Source organism: Paenibacillus sp. FW104-T2 (genome assembly GCF_058789975.1).
Genome location: NZ_JBYTCE010000006.1, coordinates 47378 through 61666 on the forward strand (window position 1 = coordinate 47378; position 14289 = coordinate 61666).

The following is a 14289-nucleotide window of genomic DNA, read 5'->3' on the forward strand; positions in this document are numbered from 1 at the left end:
ATATTCTATATGAAGAAGGGATTGTTGAACGATGATGGTATCTGAGAGAACAATGCATGAGGATATTATTGAAAAGGCCTGGACCGATGAACATTTCAGACAGCAGCTGCATTCCAATCCAAAACAGGCACTTCGCGATGCATTCGGTATTGATATTCCGGACAACGTCAAGATCCGTACCGTAGAAGAACAGCAGAATGATTATGTTCTTGTCATTCCGCCCAATCCCTCCAAAGTGAATTATGACGTAAATTGCGGACCTTGGAGAACCTAAGCACCCAACTTAACGGCTCTGGGCCAACATTACAGGTAAAGGGGTAGAGAACCAAAAAGCTGTCTATCTTCTGCCAGTCCGTCAATCGACGAACTCGGCAAAAGATACGACAGCTTCCGTTCCTACCCCTTTTGTGCTTGTAAATGAGATCTCGCCATGCATCGCTTCCACAATTCGAAAGGTTACCATCATGCCAAGCCCTGTTCCCTTGATTTTGTTGGAGAAGTAGGGTTCACCCAGGCGGACCAAAGCTTCCTCATCCATGCCTTCCCCATTATCCCTCACGTGAACTTTAATCATTCCATCCTGGGCATAGGCCCATATATCAATCTGGCCTTGACCCTGCAAAGCTTCGATACTGTTTTTAATAATATTAATAAAGGCTTGTTTGAACTTGGAAGAGTTGCCTCGAATCCAGAGATCTGGCGGGATATCAGTCGTTATTTTGCCGCCCTCCAGATTGGCCATCGGCACCAGAATCCCTTCTATATGTGTGAACTCATCAGCAATATTCAGAGAAGCAATATGATCGAACTCCGGTTTGGCAAACGTCAGAAAGTCCGTAATGATCCCTGATGCTCGGTCAAGCTCCTCAAGGGCAATTCGCACATACCCCTTGTTTTTGTTGTCTTCCTGTTCGGTCATCAGCTGTAGAAAACCTCTGGTCACCTGTAGAGGATTGCGAACTTCATGCGCAACTGAAGCGGCCAGCTCACTAATAATCTCCATCTTCTCGGATCGCTGCAATTCATTGTTGAACAGCTCCAGTTCCTTGGAGTATTCAATGACCTGTCTATGCTTTTCCGCAAAACGACTGCCCAGAATGGCAATAAGCGCTATGATAAAAGCAACCATCGACCACTTCCACCATATGAGATGATACGTGCCATTCCGCTGGTAGTACCATAACAACTCAGCTACACTGATGAGCGCAAACGTACTGTATCCTGCAGCCAGCAGTATTGCTTCCTTGTTTCTTCTTAGTGCCTGGGATATGGTGCCTATCATCAGTAATGTCAGCAGGATTACCAAAATGACGCCGATTGCCTTTTGAACCAGAAATACATATAGTACGTCCCATTGACCGCTCGAGATGAAATACACGAGCAGTGCGATGATTGCAATACCGGAATACACGAGCTGGAATTTTCTTAACTTCGTGAAGATCCCATAAGGCCCCGCCCCAATAATCTGTTCGAAAAAATAACATAGTGCAGGCATTCCCGCCAGCATCGCCATATCGAACAATATGGAGTAGAGATCCCCGTAAATCTGGTAGAACGTATACAGAAATTGTGAATACGTAATGATCATCGTTCCGATGGAACCCATGACAACACATAGCGAGATCCATAATCCCTTATGGAATTTGCCAAAGAAGAATGTACAGCTGAGCATGGTCATGGCTGTAAACAGAAAGGTTGCCCCTAAGATGACATCCAACAAGCCATTATGAATATATCTCTCCTGCAGATTGGTGTATCTGCCTACCTCCACCGTCCCGAAGATTCCGAGTCGACCGTTGGTATTTTCAGTCCATATATACAGCTGCTCACCTGAATTTTCGATAGATAGGGGCAGCAGTGCCGCATTGTTGTCATAGTTATAATGATAGTTCTCATACACCTTGCGATCCTTAAGATAGATCACAATATGTTGACCTTTAATATTTTCAAAACGAATGGCAGAATTATCCTCACTCAGTTGCGGAATGGTCAAGCGAGTCCATAGTGACTCCGTAGAAGGATTTACCGTAGTATAATCCGGCTTCTCCAGCCCTTGCCGCTCCCAGACCTCATCGGGTCTTCCCACTTCGCTGATAAACCCCTGATCGTGTTCATTTCCCCATTTTACTTCCCATGTCGTAATGGGGACAGGACTGTTATCTTCCTGTACACCTGCAGCGCCTACTCCCTGCGGCCAATACATGATGAATAACAGGCTGATCCATAGGACGATGATAGCTTTGGGCACATTTTTCATTCACAGCACCTCAAAGTTCATATTTTGAGCATTTAGCAATATTCGAATGATGCAAAATGCTGCATCTATCCCCTAACTCTATCATTTATGATTCGCCATGATTTAACGTGTCACCTTCTAATGGCAAACGAAAAAAATCACATTTTAGTCCAACTATATATTTATTTCCATTTTATAACGAGGGAATCCAGTTATCCTTTGTCTTACCCGCGCAAATCTTCGAACTGGTTCTCAATCATTTCCCGTTCCGTTCGTTCATAGGCATTCCGAAACTTCAGCCACTGCTCCGTTTCCTCATCCTCATAAATCGTCCATATATCCGAAAAAAGAAAATCACGCAACTGGACAACTTGTCCGGCCCATATGCCACCGACCCAGAACAAACCGTCCGGTCTGCGAATGACTGTACGCGAAAAGCCGGGCGTAGATGCCTTTTGTCCAATTCGGATTCGAGTGATCATATTGCCAAGTGTAAACCATTCCAACTGGAATCCCTCCCTATTTCATCATGCTCCATCATAACATAGGCCTTGCTCGAAAGCTGTACCAGCTGCTCTGCGATTCAATTCGCTTCTATGGGTGTAATGGTTCCTCAAAGCAACCATTCACCTATTAAGGAGATGATTTAAATGAACGAGCCACACAAAACGGTAGAAGTAGAACGGAAAGATATCCAGCAAAAATCGGATTCCAGCATGGTCGCCTCCACTTTTATTAAATATGCGGCTTATGTACTCATTTTTTTCGGCTTCCTGTACTTTCTCGTCAAATATGTATTCCCTAAATTTTAATCATTCATATTCGGGTCAACCCAGGGAATGCTAACACGTGCAGGATTACAACGTTTAGGGTTTGGGTAACTACCGGGTAAGAACCTTAGAAAATATCAGCACAATAATACATGCTGTCAATCACATTTAATTCCTGAAAGGAGCTGCTACTTATGACAGACAGACCGATTAGTAATGACGAAAGCGACCGTTATTATGACCGATATCAGAGGTCCCGCGATATTCCGCCCGAAACGGAAGTACCCGAGGGCGATATGGATACATTTGACGAAGTGTCCGGAAGACGGATTGAAACCGATGAGACGGAGCTTCCTCCTGCAGCTGCAACGACAGTAGAGGATGAGGAGCTCGAATCACGTTTGGCAGAGCCTGCACTGGAATCTGTACCTGATGCTGATCTGCTGCAGCCAAATAGCCCGGTTGACCCGGCTGCACCTGATCCGGACGCCCTTCATGGTACTGATCTTCTCAATGGCGCGGGGGCGGGTGCCAAACCGCAGGACGACATTCTTCCACGAGGTTAAGATTGGCAAACTCCCTTGCGTCGTGAATAAGGAGGTGCAGCATAATGAAGGATGATCACCATAAGCATGTCGAGACGCCGGATAATTTGGTAACCGAACGGGACATCGATCCTGATTTCGGACTATTTACGGAAGATTCATTTCCGGACGCTCTGGAAAAAGAGGATCAGCGTGATGCTGTTGAGCATGCCATTCCGAAGGAGAAATCCGATTCTGAAGAATGATACACCTTTTCTATGAAATGAATCAGGCTGAACAATAGGGAAATCTCTCATGAAGAGGTTTCCCTTTTTAAATGTATATTACTTGCCCACATATATAGTCATGTCAAAAAGATGGCTGCTGTATTGCTACAGCGCCATCTCTCTCCGTAATATCCATCTATCGATCTGCTGTTACCGCTTTCTTCGATGCTGATTTTCCTGAACCCGGAAGCTTATGCTCCAAGCCAGACCATTTGGCTACAATCGCTGTGATTAACAGCGCCAGTCCATTGATGATAAAAATCCAGCGAATAGGCAGCCATCCACCGAGAATACCACCAATGATAGGTCCTGCCATCGTACCGATCTGGGACGCCGACTGATTCAGGCTAAAGGCCCTTCCTCGGAAGCCCGGGTCCGTCGCCTGCACAATCATGGCATTGATGGCCGGGAACACGGCCGCGAAGAACAACCCGTAGACAAACCGCAAAACACCAAAACCAATATAACCTGTCGTAAAAAATTGCAGCAGATTCCCCACTGCCCCACCGACGAGTCCAATAATCAACACTTTGCCGTAACCGATGCGCTGACCAATCTTCCCCCATCTCGGTGCCATAATGACGGTAGCTATACCTACCGCTGAGAAAATAATACCTGAGCTGAGTGATGCCCGGTCGGGCTGAATCCCCATCTCCATGACATAGACCGTAAGTAGCGGCTCAAGAATCATGACGGAAAAGGTACAGATGCCCATCATGCCTAACACCGTAATAAACAGACGATTCGCTCTGGCTTCACGGATATCATCCATGACATGGGAACGCGGCTTATTGCGATTGAAATTCTCCTCTTTTACCCAGAAGGTCGCGATTACCGCAGAGACGAGTACCACAATGGCTGAAAATAAAAAAGCATTTCGATTACCATAGTAGTGGCTTACCACACCGCCAATCAGCGGACCAATGATCCCGCCCGTAGCTCCGGCGGTGGACATGATACCGAGTGCGTATCCGGTCTTCGCTTCCGGGGTATTCGTACCTACAAGGGCAATCGCAGCCGGAACGAAACCAGCCAGCAATCCCTGAAACAGCCGGACTACGATGAGTGAATATGGGTCCTGTACAAAATAATTGATTAAATACAAAACCGCAAGGCTGTATCCCGACCGGATCAGCATCGGCTTGCGTCCGTATTTGTCTGCCAGGGAACCCCAGAACGGAGACACCAGTGCACTGGCCAGAAATGTGATGCCAAAGGCCAGCCCTGACCAAAACTCCAGGTGATCACGAACGCCAAGATCGCCGCTCAGAAACAAGGGCAAAAACGGGATGGAGATCGAATACGCGGTGCTGCAAAAAAATACACCAATCCACAAAATCACCAGATTACGCTTCCACGAGAAGTCCATATACCCACACGCCCTTTCCGTTACTGACGCCCGGGACTGCCGTGGTTTGGAGCGGACGGAACAGACCCGTACGTCCCTGCTGCGGAAGCATTTTCCTTATTTTACACCTATGCTGCCATGAAGACCATCCCTGCACCTGCAAAAGCAAAGCTTGGATTGCCTTCCTGTCCCAAAAAACGGTATGATAGTTGATGGATTATCCCAAAATAATTCCGTTGAAATACATTAAGCAGAGATGCAAGGGGGAACATTCTCATGTCTTTACGATGGAAAAAAACAACTGCTGCATCGCTGATCATGGCGCTGCTGCTTATTGTTATTAGCGGCTGCGGACGCCCTTCGAGCAGCGCTACGGAACCCGTTCCGGCACCGCCTGAAGGTCAAAATCCGGTAGCCACGATTGAAATGCAGGACGGGCAAAAAATCGTGATTGAGCTCTATCCGGACATTGCGCCCAACACGGTATACAATTTCATCTCGCTGGCCAATCAGGGTTTCTATGATGGCCTCATCTTTCACCGCGTTGTTCCGGGCTTCATGATTCAAGGTGGAGATCCAAATGGTAATGGGACAGGCGGCCCCGGATATGCCATTAAGGGTGAATTCACATCCAACGGCCACAAAAATAATCTGAAGCACACACGTGGTGTTATCTCCATGGCGCGTGGAGACAGCCTGGATTCTGCCGGGTCACAATTTTTCATTATGCTGGCAGATGCAGACCATCTGGACAACGCGTTCGCTTCCTTTGGCAAAGTCACAGAGGGAATGGACGTAGTCGATGAGATTGCTGCTCAGGAAGTGGGCCAGAACGACAAACCGGTTACCGATCAAGTCATGAAAAAAGTGACCGTAGACACGCATGGACTGGAATATCCTGAACCTGTTAAAATGCCTGAGGAATAAGCCTTCAGGCACATTCCAAACAAACAAAAGCTCTGTCTTGCGATAAATACGCAAGGCAGAGCTTTATTTAATGATAGCGTTTACATATGAGGCTTAAAAAAAAGCCCTCTACGCATTATATATGCAGCAGCTCTGCAACCCGCTGATCTCACAACATCCACCCCAACAAACGGAACCAGCCAATAATCGCAATCCATAGCGGGCAGCTGAAGGCAATCCCCCATGCAAGCCCTTTCAACATGCTGCGGTCAACTTCCACGAACAACGACTCCTTTCTCCAGGGAATAGTCGCAGTATCGGTAATACTATATGATTTTATACCCGTTTTCATTCGTCACGGAACAGCAGATTTCCTTCTTTTCTTGACTCGTTTCATGGAATGCATACCCGGAACCTGATATACTATGACTACGGATCGAAACAGGGAACCTGATTTACGTTGGAGAGGAGAATTTTCCATGGCAAAATCCAAAAAACAACCTGCTGCCCCCAAAGCAGCTCAGGATAAACCAACGACGCTGAAGGATCTGCTCAGCAGCGACGTGCTGGAGAAGCTGAAGGCTCAAGCTGATGAAGCCAAGGCTGCCGAAGCCCAGCGCAAGGAAGAGGAACGCCAGCAGGCAGAAGAAGCTCGCAAAGCGGAACAGAAGCGTCGGGATAATGACTTCGAGTATTTATTGAATAACAGCTCGCTCGACTGGAAGAAGCATAAATAACATTTCAGCAAGCGATTCGCATATTAGACGTCATTTCAGATGTAGATGCAGGACCGATTATCGGTCCTGTTTTTTTGGTTGGACAAGTATGAAGGATTCTGATTCACCTCCCTTATGCCGGGTATGTAGAGATAGAGAGTAACAGTGAAATCTTATGGACGTGGAGGGATCAGGATGAGTGAACAGCGTTTGAATGGAAAAGTGGCGATTGTAACCGGCGGTGGTTCCGGTATTGGGCAGGCTACCGCGATTCGTTTTGCAGAGCATGGAGCCAAAGTCTACATGCTGGACCGTACGCCAGAGAAAGCGGAAGAAACGAAGCAGACCATTGAGAAGGCTGGCGGCGAAGCTTATGTGATCGAATGCGATATCTCCAAACCGGACCATGTGCAAAAAGCCATTAATCAGGCTGCGGCTGAAGCCGGCAAACTGGATATTGTATTCGCCAATGCCGGGATCAACGGCACAATGGCTCCAATTGAAACGATGGAACCGGAAGACTGGGACCAAACGATGGAGATTAATATGCGCGGCACGTTTGCAACCGTCAAATACGCCATCCCCCATCTGAAAGACCGTGGAGGCAGCATCATCATCACCAGTTCGATTAACGGTAACCGGGTATTCTCAGGTATCGGATTCTCTGCATACGCTTCCAGCAAAGCCGGGCAAACCGCTTTTACGAAGATGGCTGCACTCGAACTTGCCCGTTACAAGATTCGTGTCAACGCCGTATGTCCTGGTGCCATCGACACCAATATCGATGACAACACCTATCCATCAGATGATCTGAAGGATGTACAGATCCCCGTGGAATTCCCGGAAGGCCATGAGCATCCGCTCAAGGGTGAACCTGGTACATCAGAACAGGTAGCCAACCTGGTGCTTTTCCTGGCTTCCGACGAATCTTCCCATGTCACGGGTACACGAATCTACGTGGATGGTGCAGAATCCCTCCTTCGAGGATAAGTTATCCGCCCCATCGCATCGAGCTCAATAAACCAATCATCCCGCATGTCTCCTGAGCTTCAGGATACTGCGGGATTTTCATTGTTCTCCTTTTGCCAATCACACTGCGGAACTTCTCTCCTTCTTCACCCGGTTCTTCACTCGCTCCGGAATGGCGAAGAACAGCACGTACATGAGCGAAAACAATACGGCTGCCAGTACTTCTTCCCCCAAAATGTATAACGGGTACGGTCCCAGAAGATCCAGTACGGATGCCGTCTCCGGTTTATGACGAAGAAACATATAGTTGGCTTCCAAAAGCACATCCATTCCATATACAATCAGCGCTGCCACATTAACAAAAACCATCGAACCCACAACTGATCTCCAGCTTGGACGAAGCTGTTCTACCCAGGTCATATAGAGCAAGGCAAGTATAATACAGGCATGAGCCGTAAAAAATTGAATAAAACGAAAATGTGGAACGGTATAACCGAGGTTTGGAGTTACGATCGCCATCAGCGCACCTGCAATCCCTGCAAATAATAATGCTGAATGCAGCATACGACTGCGTGTTAACAGCAGCACGGCCGATAACAACAGGGACAGACTGCACAGCTCCAGCGGAAGCGATGTCCTCACACTCCACACCCCGCCGTAGACATACCATAACTGAAGCAGCACTTCACAACCTATCATAAAGATGGCTAAAGTGATTCGCAGCACCCTACGTGTGCGTTCTGGCCAGGCTCTCAACTGATTTCTAAACAGGTACAGCAAGATAATCACTATCGCTGTGCAGGCTATCGCCCATAGATGTGGATTCGAAAACATGATAAAGGGCCGTTCATCATAAGGGTCAAGCCACTGGGGATATCCCATGTTCTTCTCCTTCCCATCACAAACAGTGATCCCTTGAAATGTAATATTTTTCATTTTGGCATTAATTGAAGCGAAAGTCTATCCGTTGATTGTTTGCAGATATGTATTGCGTTCTAATTATCTTTATGTTAAGATAAATTCAGAACAAAACAAACAAAAAGTTAGTCACTTAATAAAAGTTAAATAACAACTTACACATAATCAAGAATAACCAACCCCAATTACTCAGGAGGAATTAACAATGCAAATCAAAGGACTTCACCACGTATCCGCACTGACCGCACATGCCGCTGAAAACTATCGCTTTTATACTGATGTCATGGGCCTTCGCCTAATCAAAAAAACAGTAAACCAGGATGACGTTTCCGTGTACCACCTTTTCTATGGAGATGAAAAAGGTAATCCTGGCACCGAGCTAACCTTCTTCGAAATTCCGATGGCCGGACAGACGCGTGAAGGCGTGAACAGCATCTCTGCTACTTCGCTGCGCGTTCCGAGTGATGCTGCTCTCCAGTATTGGATCAAACGTTTTGACGAATACGAAGTACCTCATGGTGAAATTACGAATCGTGGAGGCCGCGCAACACTCTCATTTACTGATTTTGAGAACCAGCGTCTGATCTTGGTGTCTGACGAGAACAACACAGGTGTTCCTGGGGGCAAACCATGGGATCAGAGCCCGGTACCGGCTGAATATGGTATTGTCGGTCTTGGTCCTGTACACCTCACCGTTCAGGATGCCTCGTTGACGGCAGCTGTTCTCACGGAGCTGCTTGGATTCCGTCAAATAGGAACCTACCCTGCTTTTGTTGCAGGACAACCGGATGTACTTGTATTCGAATCCGGTGAAGGAGGCAGTGGTTCCGAGGTCCATGTCGAGGAGCGTAATGACTTGCCAATTGAGAGACCAGGACGTGGCAGCGTACACCATGTGGCCTTCCGGGTGGATAATGAGGAAGAATTGAAACAATGGGTAGAACGTGTTCGCAACTTCAGCTTCCCTAATTCCGGCTTCGTCGATCGCTTTTACTTCCGGTCCCTGTACTTCCGTGAAGCGAATGGTATCCTGTTTGAACTCGCAACGGATGGTCCTGGTTTTGATACGGACGAGGAACTTGCTCATCTGGGTGAATCGCTCGCTTTGCCTCCATTCCTGGAAGGCCGCCGGGCAGAGATCGAAGCCAATCTCAAACCACTGGATACCGTAATTCGTTAAGCAGCTCATAACTTTAGGATATTTCTCAGAAACCTAAAAACGATTATTGCATGCGCCCGTGGTTCAACTGACCCGCCCAACGCAAAGGCAATAATCGTTTTTTCTATAACCCATCAGTTATATATATCAAACAAGTTTTCCTTTATACCTAAACAACTAATGTGGCAATGCCAGACATTCCAGTTCAATATTTTGGGAATAATTCTGTATAAGAGCAGCACAAAGTGAGGCTGAGTATCCCCGTTTTTTTCAGCCCCACCATTCCTGCCCCTGCCTAATCAGGCAGAAACATAAGTTATTCTTTTATGACAAGCATCGACCTAATAACTCTTCTACTCCGAGAATTCAATCAAACGATTCATAATACTCATCTTCATACGCTTCTGTACGGTATTCCACGTTCTCGGCCTTCCATTCGCCATCCTGATATGCATAGGCAAAAGTCAGATCTCCGTCGTACCCAGCCGGTCCATAAGCACCGGACGCTGTGACTTCCAACTTGCCGTTCTCCACACTGTAATACACGACATCACCGAATTGAAGTTCATCATGATAAGCTATGCCATTCGTTTCTTCCTCGCTCTGAGAAGGTTCTAACTTCACCCCATCCACCGCTACGTCAATGGTCACTTTTCCAGGGGTTACGTTTACTTTGGACTTCATGTGCTGCTTCACAATCTCATCCAAAGGCTGCATGTTCATCTCTTCCAGCGTATCCGGGTCTATGATGTGTGCCTGACCCAAATAAATACCCGTCCCGTGTCCGGCAGTGAAAAGCACGATAATTTCCTTTTTGCCATCTCCATTCAAATCCAGTTCGTGCACTTCGGGTTTGTAAGACCCGCCTTCTCCCTGCCACTTGCTGAATTCACGTGTCTGTCCATTCACTTCAAGAATCATGCCGTTATATATATAACCCGAACCCTCCACTTGCATCGGGTATAATTTCACCTTTTCGTTTTCCGGAGCAACGGAAACGTTCTCTTTTTTTACAGGAGCTCTCTCTATTGAGATAAAGGATGTTTCATCGGTTTCTATATTGGATGCCACGACCCCATCGGTCTGGCTGGATTGATCATCTATGTTAAGCTGTTTTTGTTCATTGGATGTTCTGGCAGCTGAAGTTGTACTAATCGTAACAACCGCCAAAACGATCATCAGCAGGATACCTGTCCAAGTTTTCAATATTCTGGGCTCCTTCTTTTAAAAATGGAATACTACAACTATTATATCGTCATTTATCGCCCAGTCGTTGCGAATTTGTTAATGTTTCATAAAAAAAACTTTACAAACCTCAAAATTTGCGAAAGAATGTTCGGGTTTATCCATATAAAGAAAAAAACACTCCGGACACAGCTTATGGCTGCATCCGAAATGCTTTAGTTTTATCCATCAAACGATTCGTTAATTCTCTCAACTCTTCAGCGGAAGAGGAGATTTCCTCCATAATTGCCGTCTCCTCATGAGCGGCATCCATAATCCGTCTGGCCTCGTCCGAGAACGAGCCGGCTTTTCCTTGAATTTGTTTCACATGACCATGCGTCCGTTCAACCCGAACGGTCTGCTCTGCAATTTTGGAGCCGATCTCATGAGCGCCCTTCATGAACACCTCAACCGTTCCCGTCAGCTCCTGCAGCGTCTGATCGACGTTAATGGTGCGCTGGGACTCATTCACGACAAGCCCGTGCTGCTCATGAATCAGCTGTGCTGTATCGCGGATACGCTGCTGAACACGACTGATCAATTCGTTAATCCGGTGAACCGATTGTGTACTCTCGTCCGACAGCTTGCGAATCTGCTGGGCAACTACAGCAAAACCAGCTCCCTCTTCCCCTGCACGCGCTGCCTCGATGGATGCATTAAGGGCAAGAAGCGCTGTCTCCTCGGCGATGTTTTTGACCGATTGCGTAATGGCTTCAATATCCGAAGCTTCCTTCTCCAGAAGCACCATGATGTCACGGGAACGATTATGCGATACGGTCAACTCGTCCATGCCTTTCATCAGATACGAGAAAGTCTGCTTCGTTTGATCAACCGACCGTTCCATCTGCCCTGACATCTCTGTCATTCCGATCGATTGGGTATGCATGCGCTGAAAATCATTCAACATCTCATCTGCGGTAATCAGTGATTGCTGTGAGGTCACTTTTTGTTCCTCTACCCCTACGGCAATGTGATCCACCGCTTCCGACATCATTTCGATCTGTTCGGCTGCCTGGGTGATGGCTTCACTCAGCGATTGCGCATTCTGTGAGGTGGTACGCGTACTATCCGAAATATCGTTTACAATACTTCTTAGATTAACGACCATCGCGCGAAATGCGTCATATAAAACGGCAAGCTCGTCCTGTGTACGGCGCTCCGGAATTTCAGCTGTTAAATCCCCTGAGGAAACTTGCTGAGCTGCCTTGGACAGGTGAACAATTGGGCGTGTCAGCCAGCGTGAGGCAAACCATCCCAGAATTCCGTTCCAGCACACCCCTAGTATGAGTACTAAGGTGATATACAACCAGCTTGGCATGGAGAAAGAGAGCCAGTCCTGGAGGAAGAATATAAAAAAGCCGCTAGTCCCGTATGTAATAATCGAAATGATTACCAGACCTGCGACTGTCTTTGCGCCTAAAGTCCATTTCATGTTCACACCTCGTAGTCCTTTTTTCCTATTTTACCAATCATCGACCAAAAAACATGTGATCTACATCACTGAAAACGCTGAATCAGGAACCCATCTTGTCCCGCACGAATACCTTTTCATCCTTGTGGTGCATAATTTATAAGATAAGTTTGTTACACTTCGATTCACCCAGTACCACGCCAGGTTAAACCCCCTAATTTTAATTATTATCGGCAACTTGGGAAAAATCATTTAGCCTGGCATCCATTTTGCTTAAATGATATACTGAGTGCGCTTCGGCATCGCCGGAGCTGACCTATTTTTGGATGCCACTGGAGGCGAAAGAAATGTCTACAATGTCCACACGGACGGAGAAAGATTTTATTGGTGAAAAAGAAATTCCTGCTTATGCCTATTACGGTATACAGACGGTGCGGGCCGTGGAAAACTTCCCGATTACCGGCGTACCTGTGCACCGGGAGCTAATTACAGCCCTCGCTGCCGTGAAGAAGGCTGCCGCAATCACGAATATGGAGCTGAAGATGCTGCCGCCGAAAATCGGCGATGTCATCGTGATGGCCGCTGAAGAAATGATGAAAGGTCATCATCTGGATCATTTTATAGTTGACTCCATTCAGGGCGGTGCAGGCACCTCCATGAATATGAATATGAATGAAATTTTGGCCAATCGCGGACTGGAACTGCTGCTGCAAAACAAAGGGGACTACTTCCATTGCAATCCCAACAACCATGTGAATATGTCCCAATCGACCAATGATGTCATTCCAACGGCACTGCGGATCGCGGCGTATCGGTTGTCTGAAACACTCCTTGATACCATGCAGCGTCTGAAAGATGCTTTTCTAAAAAAAGAACTGGAGTTCAATGATGTCGTCAAAGTAGGACGCACCCATCTCCAGGATGCCGTGCCGATCCGTTTGGGACAAGAATTCGGTGCCTATGCGCGGGTGCTGGGACGCGACATGGAGCGTCTTGAATTTGCGAATCGCCGCCTGCTGACGATCAACCTCGGAGCTACGGCAGTAGGAACTGGGCTCAATGCCAAACCGGAGTACATCGTTAAGGTCACGGAACATTTGTCCGATGTTACCGGACTGAAGCTGCAGACAGCTGATGATCTAGTTGATGCCACTCAAAATACGGATGCTTATATGGAGCTGTCTGCTGCCCTCAAGGTATGCGCGGTCAACCTGTCCAAGATCTGTAACGATATTCGAATGATGGCTTCCGGACCGCGTGCAGGATTCAATGAGCTTCGTCTTCCGGCCCGTCAGCCCGGTTCTTCCATCATGCCAGGTAAGGTCAATCCGGTTATGGCCGAAGTGATCAACCAGGTCTCCTTCCAGGTCATGGGGAACGATCATACCATCTGCATGGCGTGTGAAGCCGGACAATTTGAATTGAATGTCATGGGTCCTGTCATCGCGTTCAACCTGCTGCAATCCCTGAAAATCATGAATAACGGCATTGACGTGTTCACCCGTTATGCTGTGGAGGAAATGGAAGCCAACCGTGAACGCTGTGCACTGATCATGAAGCAAAGCTTCAGCGTTATTACGGCCCTCAACCCACATCTGGGTTATGACGTGGCAGCATCCATTGTGAAGGAAGCTCTGAAAACGGGTGCTTCGCTCCAAGAGATCATTCTGGAACGTGGATTGCTCACGATAGAGGAGCTCGAAGAAATCATGCATCCGGAACAGATGACTACACCAGGTATTGCTGGTGAGCGTTTCCTGCACAATATGTAATGAGGTTTGACTGACTCGAATTCATCATGATTATGAATCCAAACAGAAG

Annotated in this window: 15 protein-coding genes; 9 read left to right on the plus strand and 6 right to left on the minus strand. The window is 47.2% G+C overall.

Translation table 11 applies throughout. The features are described from left to right. The first annotated feature begins 31 nt into the window (after positions 1–31). Positions 32–274, plus strand: coding sequence for an NHLP leader peptide family RiPP precursor (locus tag AC3WQ3_RS09610; RefSeq protein ID WP_095288899.1), 243 nt, complete (start codon positions 32–34; stop codon positions 272–274). A gap of 81 nt (positions 275–355) precedes the next feature. On the opposite strand, the gene AC3WQ3_RS09615 is transcribed toward AC3WQ3_RS09610, so the two are convergent. After that, positions 356–2257, minus strand: a complete 1902-nt coding sequence (locus AC3WQ3_RS09615; protein ID WP_127538052.1) for a sensor histidine kinase — start codon at positions 2255–2257, stop codon at positions 356–358. A 203-nt stretch (positions 2258–2460) separates the two neighbouring features. Continuing rightward, a complete protein-coding gene (locus AC3WQ3_RS09620; protein ID WP_095288897.1) occupies positions 2461–2742 on the minus strand; it encodes a hypothetical protein in 282 nt (93 codons plus the stop codon). Between the two features lie 144 nt (positions 2743–2886). On the opposite strand from AC3WQ3_RS09620, the gene AC3WQ3_RS09625 reads away from it, so the two are divergent. The 3 genes from AC3WQ3_RS09625 to AC3WQ3_RS09635 all read left to right on the plus strand — a co-directional run bounded on the left by AC3WQ3_RS09625 (position 2887) and on the right by AC3WQ3_RS09635 (position 3796). Continuing rightward, positions 2887–3048, plus strand: a complete 162-nt coding sequence (locus tag AC3WQ3_RS09625; RefSeq protein WP_164764231.1) for a hypothetical protein — start codon at positions 2887–2889, stop codon at positions 3046–3048. 152 nt (positions 3049–3200) lie between these two features. Next, positions 3201–3572, plus strand: a complete 372-nt coding sequence (locus AC3WQ3_RS09630; protein WP_492472101.1) for a hypothetical protein — start codon at positions 3201–3203, stop codon at positions 3570–3572. A 44-nt stretch (positions 3573–3616) separates the two neighbouring features. Further along, positions 3617–3796 carry a hypothetical protein gene (locus AC3WQ3_RS09635; protein ID WP_183522581.1) on the plus strand — a complete coding sequence of 60 codons (180 nt, stop codon included), beginning with the start codon at positions 3617–3619 and terminating at the stop codon, positions 3794–3796. Between the two features lie 157 nt (positions 3797–3953). Here the strand turns inward: AC3WQ3_RS09635 and AC3WQ3_RS09640 are convergent, their stop codons facing one another. Then, on the minus strand, positions 3954–5186 hold the full coding sequence (locus AC3WQ3_RS09640) for an MFS transporter (protein ID WP_193723119.1): 1233 nt from the start codon (positions 5184–5186) through the stop codon (positions 3954–3956). A 255-nt stretch (positions 5187–5441) separates the two neighbouring features. On the opposite strand from AC3WQ3_RS09640, the gene AC3WQ3_RS09645 reads away from it, so the two are divergent. From AC3WQ3_RS09645 to AC3WQ3_RS09655, 3 genes are all read left to right on the plus strand, one after another. Next, a complete protein-coding gene (locus AC3WQ3_RS09645) occupies positions 5442–6092 on the plus strand; it encodes a peptidylprolyl isomerase (RefSeq protein ID WP_492472102.1) in 651 nt (216 codons plus the stop codon). A 458-nt stretch (positions 6093–6550) separates the two neighbouring features. Then, complete coding sequence (locus AC3WQ3_RS09650) at positions 6551–6808, plus strand: YqkE family protein (RefSeq protein WP_110821486.1); 258 nt, start codon at positions 6551–6553, stop codon at positions 6806–6808. A 174-nt stretch (positions 6809–6982) separates the two neighbouring features. Next, on the plus strand, positions 6983–7777 hold the full coding sequence (locus tag AC3WQ3_RS09655; RefSeq protein ID WP_154892707.1) for a 3-oxoacyl-ACP reductase FabG: 795 nt from the start codon (positions 6983–6985) through the stop codon (positions 7775–7777). 99 nt (positions 7778–7876) lie between these two features. On the opposite strand, the gene AC3WQ3_RS09660 is transcribed toward AC3WQ3_RS09655, so the two are convergent. Next, the gene (locus AC3WQ3_RS09660) at positions 7877–8638 is read right to left on the minus strand and encodes a YwaF family protein (protein ID WP_492472103.1); all 762 of its coding nucleotides are present in this window, start codon (positions 8636–8638) and stop codon (positions 7877–7879) included. Positions 8639–8879: 241 nt separating this feature from the next. Between AC3WQ3_RS09660 and AC3WQ3_RS09665 the strand changes: the two genes are divergently transcribed. After that, positions 8880–9854: a ring-cleaving dioxygenase gene (locus tag AC3WQ3_RS09665; RefSeq protein WP_492472104.1), complete on the plus strand. Its 975-nt coding sequence runs from the start codon at positions 8880–8882 to the stop codon at positions 9852–9854. Between the two features lie 345 nt (positions 9855–10199). Here AC3WQ3_RS09665 and AC3WQ3_RS09670 read toward each other — a convergent pair whose 3' ends face one another. Together AC3WQ3_RS09670 and AC3WQ3_RS09675 are read right to left on the minus strand one after the other, a co-directional pair. Further along, positions 10200–11039, minus strand: coding sequence for a hypothetical protein (locus AC3WQ3_RS09670; RefSeq protein ID WP_492472105.1), 840 nt, complete (start codon positions 11037–11039; stop codon positions 10200–10202). Between the two features lie 172 nt (positions 11040–11211). After that, the gene (locus tag AC3WQ3_RS09675) at positions 11212–12489 is read right to left on the minus strand and encodes a methyl-accepting chemotaxis protein (protein ID WP_336781190.1); all 1278 of its coding nucleotides are present in this window, start codon (positions 12487–12489) and stop codon (positions 11212–11214) included. 326 nt (positions 12490–12815) lie between these two features. Here AC3WQ3_RS09675 and AC3WQ3_RS09680 point away from each other — a divergent pair, with 326 nt between their 5' ends. Next, positions 12816–14240 carry an aspartate ammonia-lyase gene (locus AC3WQ3_RS09680; protein ID WP_095288886.1) on the plus strand — a complete coding sequence of 475 codons (1425 nt, stop codon included), beginning with the start codon at positions 12816–12818 and terminating at the stop codon, positions 14238–14240. Positions 14241–14289 lie beyond the last annotated feature (49 nt).